Source organism: Niallia sp. FSL W8-1348, from assembly GCF_038006745.1.
Taxonomy (GTDB): Bacteria; Bacillota; Bacilli; order Bacillales; family Cytobacillaceae; genus Niallia; species Niallia alba.
In genome coordinates this window covers 412475-428652 of sequence record NZ_JBBOVV010000002.1, presented here as the reverse complement: position 1 = coordinate 428652, position 16178 = coordinate 412475, and the positions used below count along the sequence as shown (strand labels likewise).

Sequence of the window (16178 nt, the reverse complement as noted above, 5' to 3'; positions counted from 1 at the left end):
CATTTTACAAGAAAGAAATAGTGAAATGGATAAAATATAATGAAAAAGGGAGCGTTATAGGATGAAAATTACCGAGTTATTAACGCAAGAGACTATCCTTTTAAATATTGAAGGAAACGGGAAACTGGATGCTATCAATCAGTTAGTGGATACTCTTTATTCGGCAGGGAAATTAACAGATAAAGACACATATAAGCAAGCCATTTTAAAAAGAGAAGAGCAAAGTACAACTGGGATTGGAGAAGGGATTGCCATTCCCCATGCAAAAACGAGTGCCGTAAAATCACCGGCAATTGCGTTCGGTCGATCAATTAGTGGTGTTGATTATGAATCACTTGATGGACAGCCAGCAAATCTATTTTTTATGATTGCTGCACCAGATGGAGCGAATAACACTCATCTTGAGGCATTATCAAGATTATCAACTTTATTACTTAAAGAAGAAGTTCGTTCTAAGTTATTAAATGCAACGTCTAAACAAGATATTATATCTATAATCGATAGCTATGATGTAGAGGAAGAATCGGTCGAGGAAAATATTGCAGATAAGAAGAATTTCATTGTTGCAGTAACTGCTTGTCCAACTGGTATAGCTCATACTTATATGGCAGCAGATTCTTTAAAAGCAAAAGCAGCTGAAATGGGAGTAGATATTAAGGTTGAAACAAATGGATCTGGCGGTGCAAAAAATGTTCTTACGGCTGAAGAAATTGAAAATGCAACGGCGGTAATCGTAGCAGCTGATACGAAAGTACAAATGGATCGTTTTAACGGCAAACATGTGCTGGAAACACCTGTTGCAGATGGTATTCGTAAACCTGAAGAACTGATTAACCGTGCTCTTAAGCAGCAAGCTCCAGTTTATCAAGGAGGCTCTGGTTCTAGTTCGGGCGAAGGGAAAGCAGAAGGAAAAAAAGGTATTGGAAGTCAAATCTATAAACACTTAATGAATGGTGTATCCAATATGTTGCCATTTGTTGTCGGTGGCGGGATTTTAATTGCGATCTCTTTTATGTTTGGTTATAACTCTGCTGATCCGAATGATCCGAGCTATAATGCATTTGCAGCTGTAATTAAATATATCGGTGGAGATAATGCGTTTGCACTATTAGTGCCAGTTCTTGCTGGATTTATTGCAATGAGTATTGCTGATCGTCCTGGTTTTGCACCAGGTATGGTGGCTGGATTTATGGCAGCTCAAGGTGGCGCAGGATTCCTTGGTGGCTTAATTGGCGGATTCTTAGCAGGTTATTTAGTGATTGGCTTGAAAAAATTGTTAGAAGTTCTACCAAGATCATTAGAAGGAATTAAAACAATTCTACTGTATCCATTATTAGGGATTTTCTTTACTGGACTTATCATGAATTATGTGATTATGGAACCAGTCGCAGCAATTAATACAGGAATGACTAATTGGTTATCAGGTCTTGGAACTGGAAATGCGGTAATTTTAGGAATTATATTAGGTGCGATGATGGCCTTTGATATGGGTGGTCCAATCAATAAATCTGCCTATGTTTTTGGTACGGGTCTTATTGCAAATGGTGTATTTGAACCAATGGCTGCGATTATGGCTGGTGGAATGGTTCCACCACTTGCAATTGCATTAGCAACTGTATTATTTAAAAAGAAATTTACGAAACAAGAAAAAGATGCAGGCTTAACAAACTTTATTATGGGACTTTCGTTTATTACAGAAGGGGCAATCCCATTTGCTGCAGCAGATCCATTGCGTGTTATTCCATCTGTTGCAATTGGGGCAGCAGTTACTGGTGGATTATCAATGTTCTTTAATATTGGATTAAGAGCCCCACATGGCGGAATTTTCGTTGTTGGATTAGTTGATGGAAATCCATTGTTATATCTTTTAGCAATCGTTATTGGCGCTATTATAGCTGCTCTATTATTAGGACTATTGAAGAAACCTGTTCAACAAAAATAAAGGAAACTTTAGAAAAGCGGTAAATTAACCTTTAAGTTAATTTACCGCTTTTTAGTTTCTTCTTTTACACCTAATAAAACCAATGAAGAATCTTAAAAATGTTCTTCATTGGTTATTTGTTGTTTCGTCATGTCTTACTTTGTCTGTGTTTCTTTTTCTTCTTGCTTTAATCGGAAGAATGCAGCAAGGGCAGCGATTAAAGCAAAGGAACAAAGCAGATAGAATTGAAAATTCTCCATATGCTTCATTAAAATGGCCATAATTGGTGGCCCTGCTGCTACTCCGATAAAGCGCATGCTACTATAAATACTAGTGATGGTGCCTCGTTCTTCTTTTTCGATACCTTCTGTTATAAGGGCGTCCAGAGGTGGCAAGCTAGCACCAATACCAATACCAGCAATGGTAAGAAAGACGATGATAAACCACATGTTTTCCGAAAAATTAAGAGCAATCGTACCGATAATGATTGCGACCAGACCGATAAAGGTAATCCACCTCATTAAATTTTTGTCTTTTTTTATTTTTTTGCCTGTAATGTAAGAAGTAAGGCATAAGGCTCCAAGTGGTATAGCAAGATATAGCCCTTTTTTAATATTTTTTATCTGATATTTCTTTTCTAATATATCTGATAAGTAAAACATTTCCGCAAAAAGAACAAACATAACAATAGCTCCAATAAAGAAAATGGCGTATAGCCATTTTTTGTCTTTATGCATTGTTTCTTTCGTATGTTGGATAAATTGCTTAAACGGCAGTGGTTTAACTTTACTCTTTGGCGATTTGACAAAAAACAAGATCAAAACGATTGAAATCAAACAGAAGACCGGAATAGACATGAATGGGATAAACCAAATAAAACCCGCCAAAAAGGCACCAAGAATTGGACTAAGAACTTTCCCAAATGTATTCGCTGTTTCAATAACCCCTAATGTGCTACTAACTTCCTCCTCCTCTTTAAACAAATCACCTACTAACGGTAATACTATCGGAAATGCTCCTGCAGCTCCTACCCCTTGTAATGCACGTCCTATAAGGATCACCCAGTAACTATTATCCATCAGCCATGCAGCAATACCTGAAATCACTCCACCAATAGCTGCAATAATTAAACTTGGGATAATAACCCGTTTACGCCCGATATGATCAGATAAATAACCTGCTACAGGTATAAGAATAATCGCAAGAACAGAATATACTGTAATAATCATACTAACTTGAAAAGAAGATATATTTAACTTTTGTTCAATTGATGGCAATACTGGAATCAGCATGCTATTCCCAAGAGTCATTACTAATGGAATGGAGGAAAGTGAGAATATTGCCATTTTAGAAACCTTTACATTTTGCTTCTTCGCTGTCTTGTGTGCTTTGTTTGTAAGGTTTACTATTCTTTTATCGTCATTTACATGATCCATTTTCATTCTCCCTGCTTTCAAATAGTTAACTATAGTTAATATGTACAGACAAGCTCAAAAATAATGCACTTTCTATCATCCAAAAACTGGGTTTGTGTATTCAGTTTATTTGAACTTTTCGTTTAATAGTGTGTTATTATGGAATAAAAATAGTGGTGGTGTCATGTTAGTGGGAAAAGTTATTGCACTTAGTATTGGCAAGGAAAAATCATTCACATGGAAAGAAAGAAACATTCAGTCAGCGATTGGCAAAGAAAAAGTGAACGAAGCGATTCTAACGTTTGACGGCTTTGTTGGAGATGGAGTTGCCAACACAGCGTTTCATGGTGGGAAAGAAAGGGCAGTATGTTATTATCCTTATGAGCATTATAAAAAATGGGAAGAAGAATTTAAAGCAACGATTAATCCTCCTGCCTTTGGGGAAAATATTTGTGGGACGGAATTTACAGAGCATAATACATATATTGGTGACATCTTTTCTTTAGGAGATGCTGTTGTTCAAGTAACACAAGGGAGAGTTCCTTGTTCAACTATTTCAAAATATAATCAGATTGATACATTTTTAAGCAGGATAGTGGAAACATGCTATACCGGTTATTTTCTAAAAGTATTGGAAGAAGGAGTAGTCAGTGAACGGTCTACCTTTCAACTGTTAGATCGTCCCCAAGATAAAGTGTCTGTTTGGGATGCTACAAAAGTGATGCTTCTTGATCGGAAAAATAAAGATGCCATGTTATCAATACTACAAATCGAGCAATTGGCGGAAGATTGGAAAAATCGTTATAAAAAGGCACTTGAAAAAATCAACTGATTTTTTCGAGAAAATGGTTGACTTTTATTTTATTGTTCATTATCATGTAAGTAATATATTGAACGGCAATGAAGAAGAGTAGTATCTTTATTAGAAACCTCAGAGAGCTGGTGGTCGGTGCAAACCAGTGTGGACGATAAAGAGAATGGACTTCTGAGCTTCTAAACCGAACCTATTGTAGTAGGCTTTAGCGAACGTCTCATCGTTACAAGAGACAGAAATTTGTCGATATTCGACTGATTTCTTAAAGTGAGCTTAATTTTATTGAGCTAATGAAGGTGGCACCACGGGTTTCTCGTCCTTTTTATAGGAGAGAGACCCTTTTTTATTTGTAAAAAATATTTGAAACAATAAAGCGTTGAAGAAGAGTAGTAAGTATAAGAAGGATGTTTAAGAGAGTCGGTGGCTGGTGTGAACCGATACATCAATTGTGCTGAATGGACTTCTGAGCGGAGGCTTGAAATAAAAGTAGGGCCTAACGGTATCCCCCGTTACCAGGATAGAGTATAAAATGTACTCGATAAGCGAGAGTGAATCCTTCACTCTAACCAGAGGTGGTACCGCGGTTCATGAATCGTCCTCTATCTGCAAAAGACCAATGCAGATAGAGGACTTTTTTTATAGAGTTTTAAACGGATTAGAGCTTTTCTAATAGCTATAACGAGGAGGATTTATGATGGAAAATAATATGTTGTTAATGGATGAAATTCAAGGAGATACACTTACCCCGATAAGTATTTATCAAAGGTTGTCCGGAAAAAAGAAATTCTTGCTGGAAAGCTCTTTAAAACACGAAGATTCAGGGAGATATTCCATTATCGGATGTGACCCAACCTTTGAACTTATTGGTAAAGGCATGGAAACAGTCATACTTGAAGGCGATAAACGAGAAGTAAGACAAGAAAGAGCGCTTGACTTAGTCAAAGAATTATTACCTAAAAATAACCTAACACTTCCCTTTCAACTACCAGTTAACGCAGGAGCATTCGGTTATGTTGGTTATGATAATATAAGGCACTATGAAAACATTGGTCCAGAAGTTAAGGATGATATTGGAATCCCAGATGTACATCTGATGTTTTTTGAAGATTTAGTAATTTTTGATCATTTAGAACAAAAAGTTTATTTAGTGGCAAGTCCATTAAAAGAAACAACAACAGCAAAAGATCTAAAATTTCGTCTACAGATAAGAAAGCTAGAGATTACTGCTCCATTTAAAGAGGATTCTCCTAAAGTGAAACTGAGCCCTTTTGAAACATGTATATCGAAAGAGCAGTTTATAGAGAAAGTTAATAAGGCGAAGCAATATATTTTAGAAGGAGATATTTTCCAAGTAGTTCCATCACAAAGAATGACAGCAGATATGGAGGGATCTCCGTTTTCTTATTATCGAAAACTGCGCATCAAGAACCAGTCACCTTATATGTATTTCATCGATTTTGACGATTACGCAGTACTTGGGAGTTCACCTGAAAGTTTGATTAAAGCAATAAATGGAAAAGTCATAACGAATCCGATTGCAGGTACTAGGCCAAGAGGTGCGACAAACGAAGAGGATACCAATTTAGAAAATGACTTATTAAAGGATGAAAAGGAATTAGCTGAGCATAAAATGTTGGTTGACTTAGCAAGGAACGATGTTGGAAAGGTAAGTACCTTTGGGAGTATCTCCGTTGATAAGTATATAAAAGTAGAAAAGTATAAGCATGTTATGCATCTAGTTTCAGAAGTAAGTGGAAATTTAAGAAATAATTATACAAGTGTTGATGCACTGATTTCTTGTTTGCCTGCTGGAACTGTATCTGGAGCACCTAAAATACGGGCAATGCAGATTATAAATGAATTAGAAGGAACAAAAAGAGGGATTTACTCAGGGGCAGTTGGCTATTTTTCAAAAAATGGAAATATGGACTTTGCCTTGGCGATTCGTACGATGGTTATTAAAGACAAAAAAGCATATATCCAAGCTGGTGCAGGCATTGTACATGACTCTGTTCCAGAAAAGGAATATGAGGAAACCATTCATAAGCTAAAATTATTTTTGGAGGGACAACATGATTTTATTAATCGATAATTATGATTCTTTTACGTATAACTTATTTCAATATTTAGGGGAATTAGGAGAAGAAATAAAGGTTGTTCGAAATGATGAAATCACTGTAGAAGCTATTCGAAGTTTAAATCCTGAGCGCATTGTTTTGTCACCAGGACCAGGTAGGCCAGAAAATGCAGGCATTTTAATTGAGCTTATCCAATCCCTCTATCAGGAATATCCGATATTAGGAATTTGCTTAGGCCATCAGGGAATTGGATATGCTTTTGGATCAGAAGTAGGAAAGGCGTTAAATGTAATGCATGGAAAAACATCCATATTAAAGGTGACTGGTAATTCTGTTTTTCGTCATATCGAACAACCAATCGAAGTGATGAGATACCATTCTCTTGTTATAAAAAAGGATACATTGCATGAGGACTTTGAAGTATTAGCTTATTCAACGGATGATAACGAGATAATGGCGATTAAGCATAAGCAGTATCCTCTTTATGGCTATCAATTTCATCCTGAGTCAGTTGGAACAGTTAGCGGAAAGCAATTACTGCAAAATTTTATCAATGAAACAAGAAAGGAAGTTCAAAGATGAAACAATATGTGGAAAGATTAATGGCGAATGAATCATTAACGGAACTAGAAATGGAAAGTGCTGCTGCCCTTCTTTTTTCAGATGAAATAACTGATACAGAGATTGCTGCCTTTATTACAAGTTTAAAGATGAAAGGCGAAACAGTAGAAGAAATCGTTGGTATCGTAAATGCTGTACGTAAGCAAACCTTATCTTTTTCTGAACCAATTAGCGGTTGTATGGATAATTGTGGAACAGGTGGAGATAGGTCTCAAAGTTTTAATATAAGTAGTACTTCGGCATTTGTTTTAGCAGGAGCTGGAATTCCAGTCGCTAAACATGGAAATCGTAGCATTTCCAGTAAGACAGGGAGTGCAGATGTTTTAGAGGAACTTGGAATTAAATTAAATGTGACACCAGAACAAAATATGCAACAATTAGAAGAAGTAGGGATTACATTCTTATTCGCCCAACATGTGCAACCGAAAATGGGCAGAATTATGAAGGTTCGCAGAGAATTAAAACTACCGACTATTTTCAATTTAATTGGTCCACTAACCAATCCAATTTCCCTTGAAACGCAAGTATTGGGGATATACAGAAGTGATTTATTGGTTACATTTGCAGAAAGTTTACGAAAGTTAGGAAGAAAACGAGCAGTTGTATTAAATGGAGCAGGTGGTATGGATGAAGCTTCCTTACAAGGTGACAATCAACTAGTCATTCTACAGAACGGAAAGATTGAGGAAACTTCTCTCACACCAGACGATGTAAATTTACCCTATTATACGAATGAAAAAATACGTGGGGGCGATGCAAAGGAAAATGCAGCTATTTTATTGAATGTGTTAAAAGGAAAGAAGGGTGCATATCGAGATACAATCCTTTTAAATGCAGGAATCGGCATCTATACGGCAGGAAGAGCTGAAAGTATTGTTGAGGGAGTCAATTTAGCAAAGGAAAGCATTGACTCTGGAGCAGCGCTTCATAAGTTATCCCAATTAGTAGAAACAAGTAAAGAATTTGAAGGAGCTGGGATTTAAGTGACAACCATTTTGGATAAAATCATTGCAAAAAAAAGGGAAACGATTGAAAATTTATATAAACGAAAAGAAGAGCTAAAAACAAGAAATCAACATTTAAAAAAGAAGTCCTTTGTAGAAAAAATTAAACAAGCAGACACCTTAGCCATCATTGCTGAATTTAAGCGGTCATCACCTTCAAAAGGTGACATTAATATCGATAAAGATCCAACGGAACAAGCAAAAATGTATGAATTATATGGTGCTGATGCCATTTCAGTTTTAACAGATACACCTTTTTTTAAAGGGACATATGAAGATTTAGCTAAGGTTAGAGAAACGGTAAATTTGCCGATATTGTGTAAAGATTTTATTATCGATAAAATTCAAATCGACTTTGCCAAACATTTTGGTGCTGATCTTGTGTTATTAATTGCCGCAGCATTAGATGATGAAACACTCGATGAACTATATACGTACGCAACGAAATTAGGGCTTGAAGTATTGTTGGAGGTTCATAATGAAGAAGAATTGGATAGAGCTTTAAAAACAGACGCACAATTAATTGGGGTCAATAATCGGAATTTAAAAACCTTTGAAGTAACCCTTGAAACGACTGAAAAGCTGGCAAGAAAAATAAAAGAAAGTGGCAGATATATGGTTAGTGAAAGTGGTATATCTACATTTGAGGATATAGTAAAGGTTACTTCTTGTGGAGCTAATGCCATTTTAGTTGGTGAAACTTTTATGAAAGCTTCGGATCTTGAAAGCAAAATGAAAGAAATGAAAGTCGCTGTAAAGGCGGAGATAAAATGAAAGTGAAAATTTGTGGAATTACTACGAAGGAAGCAGCTGCATGTGCGGTAGAAAATGGAGTAAATGCACTCGGCTTTGTGTTTGCTGCTAGCAAAAGAAAAATCAACGCGGAACAGGCGAAAGAAATTATCAAAATACTTCCAACAAACATATTAAAGGTCGGCGTTTTTGTCAATGAATCTAAAAAAAATATAGAGAAAATTGTGAATGTTTCAGGGATTAATGCGATTCAGCTTCATGGCGATGAAACAGCAGACTTTGCTACTGATTTTTCTTTGCCAATTATTAAAGCATTTAGTATTTCATCACAGGCTGATTTACAACAAGTAGTCTCCTACCCATGTGATTATGCCTTACTAGATAGTCCAAAGGGGAAGTATCATGGCGGAAATGGAATAGCTTTCGACTGGAGTATTCTCAAAGATTATGACTTTGGTAATAAGAAAATTATTCTTGCAGGTGGGTTAAATGAAGATAATCTCATTGAAGCAGTAAATACAGCAAAGCCTTATATGGTCGATGTTAGTAGTGGAGTAGAGACCGATGGAAAGAAAGATCTAGTAAAAATAAAAAATTTCTTACAAATCGCAAATACAGTTCATATTTAAGAAAAGAGGGAGCTTAACATGACAGAAACATATGCATATCCAGATAATAAAGGACATTTTGGAATGTATGGAGGAAGATATGTTCCAGAGACATTGATGCAGGCAGTAACAGAGCTGGAAGCAGCATATAAGAAGGCACAAAAAGACGCTGCCTTCCATGAAGACTTAAATAAACTTTTAAAGGATTATGTGGGTAGAGAAACACCGCTCTATTTTGCAGAGAATTTAACAAAATATGCGGGTGGGGCAAAAATTTATTTAAAAAGAGAAGATTTGAATCATACAGGTGCCCATAAAATTAATAATTCTCTAGGGCAAGCTCTTCTTGCGAAAAGAATGGGAAAAAAGAAAGTGGTTGCGGAAACAGGAGCTGGACAGCATGGCGTAGCAACTGCTACAGCATGTGCACTATTAAACTTAGAATGTACGATTTTTATGGGGGAAGAGGATATTAGAAGACAGAAATTAAATGTATTTCGAATGGAATTATTAGGTGCAAAAGTAATAGGGGTTACTTCAGGGAGTGCCACACTTAAGGATGCTTGTAATGAAGCATTACGCTACTGGGTAACAAATGTAGTAGATACCCATTATATATTAGGCTCTGTAATGGGACCACATCCATTTCCAATGATGGTGCGTGATTTTCAAAGTGTCATTGGGATAGAAGCTAAAAAGCAATATATTGAAAAAGTTGGCAACCTACCTGAAGCAATTGTTGCTTGTATTGGTGGAGGAAGTAATGCGATGGGGATTTTTTATCCTTTCATTGAAGATGAAAGTGTCGCTTTATATGGGGTAGAGGCTTCAGGACATGGTCTTCATACAGATAAGCATGCTGCTTCTTTATCAAAAGGCAAACCAGGTGTGTTACACGGATCTTATATGTATTTACTGCAAAATGAAGATGGGCAAATTCAAGAAGCACACTCTATTTCAGCAGGTTTAGATTATCCTGGAATTGGTCCAGAACATAGTTTTTTACATGATATTGGACGGGCAACCTATGAGTCTGTTACAGATGACGAAGCCTTTGAAGCACTTCAGCTGCTTTGTAAAGTGGAAGGGATTATTCCAGCCTTAGAAAGTGCTCATGCAATTAGCTATGCGGTGAAACTGGCAGCTAAAATGAATAAAGAAGAAGGAATAATTGTTTGTTTATCTGGAAGAGGAGATAAAGACGTAAATACAGTTATGGAAAGAATGGAGGAGTAACAATATGATAACAATCGAAGCTGCCTTTAAAAAGACACTCGAAAAAGGAGATAAAGCATTTGTTCCATATATTATGGCTGGAGATGGAGGGCTGGAGACTTTAAAAGATAAAGTTCTCTTCCTTGAAGAAGCAGGTGCAACTGCCATTGAGCTCGGTATTCCATTTTCTGACCCAGTAGCGGATGGCCCTATTATTCAAGCGGCAGGTATCCGTTCGCTTGAAGCTGGAACGACTTTGAGAGGTGTTTTCGAAACAATTCAATCCTTTAGATCATTAACTAGCATACCCCTTGTCATAATGACCTATTTAAACCCAGTTTTAGCCTATGGACCAGAGTCATTTTTCCAAGACTGTGAAAAAGCAGCAATTAATGGATTGATAGTACCTGACTTACCAGTTGAAGAAGAAGTGCTACTAGAAGAACTAGCAGCAAAGCACAATGTAGAAATTATCCGATTAGTAACCCTAACAAGTCCTATCGATCGGATTGAAAATATTTCAAAAAAAGGAAAGGGATTTTTATACGCAGTTACAGTTACGGGTATCACGGGATCTAGAACAAACTTCCAAGCTCATTTAGGTGCTCATTTATTAAAGGTGAAGGAAGTTAGCCCAATTCCCGTCCTTGCTGGATTCGGAATTTCTTCGCCAGAACACGTTGCGAGCATGGCAGAATATTGTGATGGTGTTATTGTAGGGAGTAGAATCGTTGAACTATTTTCACAGAATAATTTAGATGAAATAAAAGCGCTAATTGCTGCAAGCAAAAAAGGAAATACATTATCTGCTATTTAAAATAACAAATTCTCCTTCATTCTAATACTTGAATGAAGGAGAATTTGTGTTTAAACCATTCCTCAATAAAAAGGACTGTTCCATAAAGTGAAACTTCCATCAGTGGGGGTTTTCCTTGATCCCCCACCTAGCTTCCTCGTATTCTCATAAGCTTGAGGGGGAGTCTTACTGTCCGTTAAGAGTGGGATAAATGGTTGGCCTATCAGTAAATTACTCTCCAAAATTAAGATTTTTATATAATTGTCTGTTTTCCTTAGTCAGCTCGTTAATAAGAGGTGACACAGCATACTGTTTAAAAGTAAATTCAGGAACAATGTAGGAAAAGTATCTTAGAATTGACTCGTTTTTTATCCGGAGCATCCTAAGGCTTCCCATAAAAACTTCTTTCTGGATGGCGTATTTAGAAACGATGGAAATTCCTAAATCAGCTTCTACCGATTCTTTAATAATCTGTGTACTGCCAAATGAGCGGATTATTGGAGGATGAAAGGCATGGTTTTGAAAAAAATGATTAACGATTTCTCTTGTTCCTGACCCTTCTTCTCTAAGTATCCAAGTTTCATCATATAATTTCTCTAAATCTACAGATGAAAGATGGGCGAACCGATGATTCTTGCTGACAATGACGACAAGTTCATCTTCTTTAAATGGAGTTATCGTTAAATGGGGATGGCTTTTTAAATTACTATCAATGATTCCTAAATCAATCTCTCCCCGAAGTAATTGGGCAATAACACGATTGGAATTTCTTATACTTATCATGGGATCATCGCGTTTTTCGTCCAATTTTAAATATTCAGCAATCACTTTTGGAAGTAAATACTCCCCGAATGTAAAGCTAGAACCAATGGCGAGAGGACGACTTTTCTTTTCTGAAAGATGTTCAATTAAATCATTCACTTCCTTGTACTCAGATAAAATCTTCTTTGCATGAAAATAGAATAGCTCTCCTGCTTTAGTAAGTTTTACATATTTATTCGTTCTGTCTAAAAAGGTAACATTATACTTTTTTTCAAGTGCTTTTATGGAAAGCGTTACTGCAGATTGAGTAATATGTAAGCTTTCGGCTGCCCTAGTAAAATTTAGTTTTTCAGCAACTGTTACGAAGGTCAATAAATGATAATCCAAAAAAACACGCTCCTTTATAAAACAATAGAATAGCTGATGCGAAAGCAAACTTTTAAAAATTAGATGGAGAGAATATTAAGAGTGTTCCAAAAAAAAGGAATAGGAAACTGATTCTATCTATTATTATACTAAAAACTAGCAAGGATAAATATATAAGTTGATAGAATTATTGAAAAATAATGAATATTTACTAAATTGATTTTTGTCTGTTTTTATTAATCATCCATATCTCCTAGTTTAAGAAGCATAGTTCGGTATTTATTTCGGAATTTTAAATATTTTTCTTGTGGAAAAAGCAAATAACCTCTATAATCAATAATGATTCTCAATATGAGTTATAGCAGAAAATGGAAACAAAACTATTTGATTTGAACATTTATCCCACTCTTAACGGGCAGTAAGACTCCTACCTCATGCTGGGTAAAATCAAAGAAGCTAGTGGGGGATAACTGTAACTGCCTATAAAGGTCCGATAAGTGCAACTAACTATCAGTTTGGCGTGAGGAAAAAACCCCATTGATGGAAGTTTTCTGTATAAGAATAAGGGGAGTTAAAAATAACTGCTTAAAGGGAACAATAGGAACAAAAAAATAGTTGACTAGAATGATACGAAAATCTAGAAAAGGATAGGTGTGAAGGAGAACAATCATGATTAAACGCTTTTTTTCATATTATAAACCTCATAAGAAATTATTTACGCTCGACTTTTCCAGCGCGATAGTCGTTGCATTATTAGAGCTCGCTTTTCCACTTGCGGTATCTTGGTATATTGATGAATTACTACCAGAAGGAAATTGGAGTTCCATTTTATCTGTAGGCGTAGGTCTGCTTCTATTATATGTAACAAGTACCTTTCTTCAATACATTGTTAACTATTGGGGACATAAGTTAGGAATAAATATTGAAACGGATATGAGAGGTCAATTATTTACCCATGTACAAAGACAGTCGTTTTCGTTTTTTGACAATACGAAAACAGGACATATTATGAGTCGGATTACCAATGATTTATTTGACATTGGAGAACTTGCTCATCATGGACCAGAGGATTTATTTATTGCTATTATGACTTTTGTAGGCGCGTTCTGGATTATGTTGACGATCAATGTAAAACTAGCAATAATCGTTATCTTTATCGTGCCGATCCTTGTTTGGCTCATTACATACTGTAATCGAAGCATGAATAAAGCATGGGGACAAATGTATGGAGATATTGCAGATGTAAATGCTAGAGTAGAAGATAGTGTATCTGGTGTGCGTGTTGTACAATCTTTTACAAATGAAGAGTATGAGATTTCTAGATTTACAGTTAACAATAGAAGATTCCGTAAAGCTAAAATTGGCGCATATAAAGTAATGTCCATTACCTCATCCTCTGTGTATATGTTAATGAGATTCTTTACATTAGTCGTTTTAGTATTTGGTGCCTGGTTAACTTTTAATGAACAAATGAAAATTGGGGAATTAGTATCCTTTATCCTTTTTGTGAATATATTACAAAAACCAATTGATAAAATTAGTGCAATATTAGAACTATATCCTAAAGGGATGGCTGGCTTCAAGCGCTTCTTAGACTTGTTAGATTCAGAACCCAAGATTCTAGATCGTAAAGATGCAATAGAGATAAACTCCTTAAATGGTGATATTGCATTAGCGGATGTAACCTTTAGCTATGACAGTAATCCTGTTTTAACAAACATTAATTTGTCCATAAATGCCGGAGAAACAATTGCATTTGTCGGTCCTTCTGGGGCTGGAAAGACAACTATTTGTTCTTTAATCCCACGCTTTTATGACGTAAATAGTGGAAGTATCAAAATTGATGGTATCGATATTAGAGATATGACGATGAAATCATTAAGGTCACAAATTGGAATTGTTCAACAAGACGTCTTTTTATTTACAGGCACGTTAAAGGAAAACATCGCCTATGGAAATTTAAATGCAACAGATGAAGAAATCCATGAGGCGGTTAGAAGAGCGCATCTCGAAGATTTAGTGCTTAAATTGCCAGATGGCTATGAAACGCAAATTGGTGAAAGAGGATTGAAATTATCAGGTGGACAAAAACAAAGAATTGCGATTGCACGGATGTTCTTGAAAAACCCACCAATTCTCATATTAGATGAAGCGACTTCTGCACTTGACACAGAAACAGAATTAATTATTCAAAACTCTTTAAATGAGCTAGCTAAAAATCGAACTACACTAATTATAGCTCATCGTCTTGCGACTATCCGTAATGCGGATCGTATTGTTGTAGTAACGGAAAATGGGATAGAAGAAGAAGGGAAACATGATGAATTATTAGAACGTAATGGTATTTTTGCTAATCTTCATCGTGTTCAATATCAACGCTAATTTTCGGGTCTGTACTTATAATAGTACAGACCCTCAGACTGTCGACAAACCCTGAATTTTAGAAATAGAGGTTTGTCTATAGTATATTTATTAGTCTCTTTGAATAGGGATGTTGCTTTTCGCTCCAGGGGCTCGCCCCGTGGAAAGCGAAGTGTATTCCGTCTGCGGGTGATCACCACAAACCTTCTTTCTTAAAATGAATAAAACCCCAAACAATTATACGAACTTCTCTTAGCATGTACGTATAATCGTTCGGGGTTATTTGGTTGAAAATACTTATGTCCCAGCTTATTTTACATCATAAAAAATACTGTTCTAATTATCCGATATGCGATATATTGGATATAAGTTTTTTGAATATTAAATCAGAAAGAGGGGCAAGTGGTTGAGACCAATTATTTTAGGGATATTTGCTGCGTTATTTTTTGCAGTCACATTTGTATTAAATCAGTCCATGGAAATAGGTGGAGGAAACTGGATATGGAGTGCATCCTTACGTTATTTTTTCATGGTTCCGCTATTGCTTGTAATAGTAGTGTGTCGAAAGAATGCATCGGCAGTTTGGCAAGAATTAAAGAAAAACCCAGTTTCTTGGATGCTCTGGAGTACAATCGGGTTTGGAATTTTTTATGGTGGAATTTGTTTAGCAGGTGCTTATGGACCAGGATGGCTTGTAGCAGGAACATGGCAGATCACGATTATTTCTGGAACACTTCTGGCACCTTTATTTTATGAGGAAAAAATGAGAAGAGATGGAAGTATTCAAATAGTAAGAAGGAAAATCCCCTATAAAAGTCTATCCTTTTCCATATTAATTGTTTTAGGTGTCATTATTATGCAATTAGAATTCGCTGTATCCATTTCGTTAAAGGAGGCTTTATTTTGTTTTATACCAATTCTTATCTCAGCATTCGCTTATCCATTAGGTAATCGGAAAATGATGGTGATTTGTAATGGGAGGCTAGATGTTTTTCAACGTGTATTAGGGATGACAATTGCAAGCATTCCTTTTTGGCTCGTATTATCGCTTATTGGTACGTTTACTGTAGGGATACCCGGAAGGCAGCAAATTATCCAATCTGCTATAGTTGCCGTATTTTCTGGGATAATTGCGACAATATTATTTTTTGCAGCAACTGACTTAGTGAAGGACAATATGGTTAAATTAGGTGCAGTAGAAGCAACACAATCATTGGAAATCTTATTTGCTTTAATAGGAGAAGTTTTATTTCTTTCCGCTCATTTACCGAGTCCAGTAAGTTTTTTTGGAATTAGTCTGGTTATGGTTGGAATGATTTTTCACAGTGTATATTCGAGTAAGAAAATACACATAAATAGTAGCGTGGAAGCATCATGATGTTCTTTAGAGTATTCGTTAATAATTTGTTAAGATTCTTAAGGTTTATTAAGTTTATTTGGAGTTATCGGAATTTTTTACTTTTT

The 16178-nt window shown here is 35.9% G+C and carries 13 protein-coding genes and 2 other annotated features; of the genes, 11 read left to right on the top strand and 2 right to left on the bottom strand.

Translation table 11 applies throughout. The annotated features are described in order from the left end of the window. Positions 1-61: 61 nt before the first annotated feature. Positions 62-1942, top strand: a complete 1881-nt coding sequence (locus tag NST60_RS20490) for a PTS fructose transporter subunit IIABC (protein ID WP_169188668.1) — start codon at positions 62-64, stop codon at positions 1940-1942. A gap of 134 nt (positions 1943-2076) precedes the next feature. Here the strand turns inward: NST60_RS20490 and NST60_RS20485 are convergent, their stop codons facing one another. Next, complete coding sequence (locus tag NST60_RS20485) at positions 2077-3357, bottom strand: MFS transporter (protein WP_169188667.1); 1281 nt, start codon at positions 3355-3357, stop codon at positions 2077-2079. A 163-nt stretch (positions 3358-3520) separates the two neighbouring features. Here NST60_RS20485 and NST60_RS20480 point away from each other — a divergent pair, with 163 nt between their 5' ends. The 8 genes from NST60_RS20480 to trpA all read left to right on the top strand — a co-directional run bounded on the left by NST60_RS20480 (position 3521) and on the right by trpA (position 11246). Further along, positions 3521-4168, top strand: coding sequence for an MOSC domain-containing protein (locus NST60_RS20480; RefSeq protein WP_224427673.1), 648 nt, complete (start codon positions 3521-3523; stop codon positions 4166-4168). A 59-nt stretch (positions 4169-4227) separates the two neighbouring features. Then, positions 4228-4474, top strand: a binding site (T-box leader). A 43-nt stretch (positions 4475-4517) separates the two neighbouring features. Then, positions 4518-4753: a binding site (T-box leader), on the top strand. 91 nt (positions 4754-4844) lie between these two features. Beyond that, positions 4845-6242: an anthranilate synthase component I gene (trpE, locus tag NST60_RS20475; RefSeq protein WP_016203612.1), complete on the top strand. Its 1398-nt coding sequence runs from the start codon at positions 4845-4847 to the stop codon at positions 6240-6242. After that, a complete protein-coding gene (locus NST60_RS20470; RefSeq protein WP_169188666.1) occupies positions 6223-6810 on the top strand; it encodes an anthranilate synthase component II in 588 nt (195 codons plus the stop codon). Before trpE ends, NST60_RS20470 begins: the two co-directional genes overlap by 20 nt. Then, the gene (gene trpD, locus NST60_RS20465; protein ID WP_169188665.1) at positions 6807-7832 is read left to right on the top strand and encodes an anthranilate phosphoribosyltransferase; all 1026 of its coding nucleotides are present in this window, start codon (positions 6807-6809) and stop codon (positions 7830-7832) included. Before NST60_RS20470 ends, trpD begins: the two co-directional genes overlap by 4 nt. Further along, positions 7833-8627 (top strand): indole-3-glycerol phosphate synthase TrpC, encoded by a 795-nt coding sequence (gene trpC / locus NST60_RS20460; RefSeq protein ID WP_341100028.1) that lies wholly within the window; start codon positions 7833-7835, stop codon positions 8625-8627. It begins immediately after the preceding gene. Further along, positions 8624-9235, top strand: a complete 612-nt coding sequence (locus NST60_RS20455) for a phosphoribosylanthranilate isomerase (protein WP_101731087.1) — start codon at positions 8624-8626, stop codon at positions 9233-9235. Before trpC ends, NST60_RS20455 begins: the two co-directional genes overlap by 4 nt. A gap of 18 nt (positions 9236-9253) precedes the next feature. After that, the gene (trpB, locus tag NST60_RS20450) at positions 9254-10450 is read left to right on the top strand and encodes a tryptophan synthase subunit beta (protein ID WP_101731088.1); all 1197 of its coding nucleotides are present in this window, start codon (positions 9254-9256) and stop codon (positions 10448-10450) included. A 4-nt stretch (positions 10451-10454) separates the two neighbouring features. Further along, a complete protein-coding gene (gene trpA / locus NST60_RS20445) occupies positions 10455-11246 on the top strand; it encodes a tryptophan synthase subunit alpha (RefSeq protein ID WP_169188663.1) in 792 nt (263 codons plus the stop codon). A gap of 210 nt (positions 11247-11456) precedes the next feature. Here the strand turns inward: trpA and NST60_RS20440 are convergent, their stop codons facing one another. Beyond that, entirely contained in the window at positions 11457-12374 is a 918-nt protein-coding gene (locus NST60_RS20440; RefSeq protein ID WP_101731090.1) for a LysR family transcriptional regulator, read from the bottom strand. A gap of 648 nt (positions 12375-13022) precedes the next feature. Here NST60_RS20440 and NST60_RS20435 point away from each other — a divergent pair. Both NST60_RS20435 and NST60_RS20430 read left to right on the top strand, forming a co-directional pair. Next, positions 13023-14735 (top strand): ABC transporter ATP-binding protein, encoded by a 1713-nt coding sequence (locus NST60_RS20435; protein WP_016203622.1) that lies wholly within the window; start codon positions 13023-13025, stop codon positions 14733-14735. 385 nt (positions 14736-15120) lie between these two features. Further along, positions 15121-16092 carry a DMT family transporter gene (locus tag NST60_RS20430; RefSeq protein WP_169188662.1) on the top strand — a complete coding sequence of 324 codons (972 nt, stop codon included), beginning with the start codon at positions 15121-15123 and terminating at the stop codon, positions 16090-16092. The last annotated feature ends 86 nt before the right edge of the window (positions 16093-16178 follow it).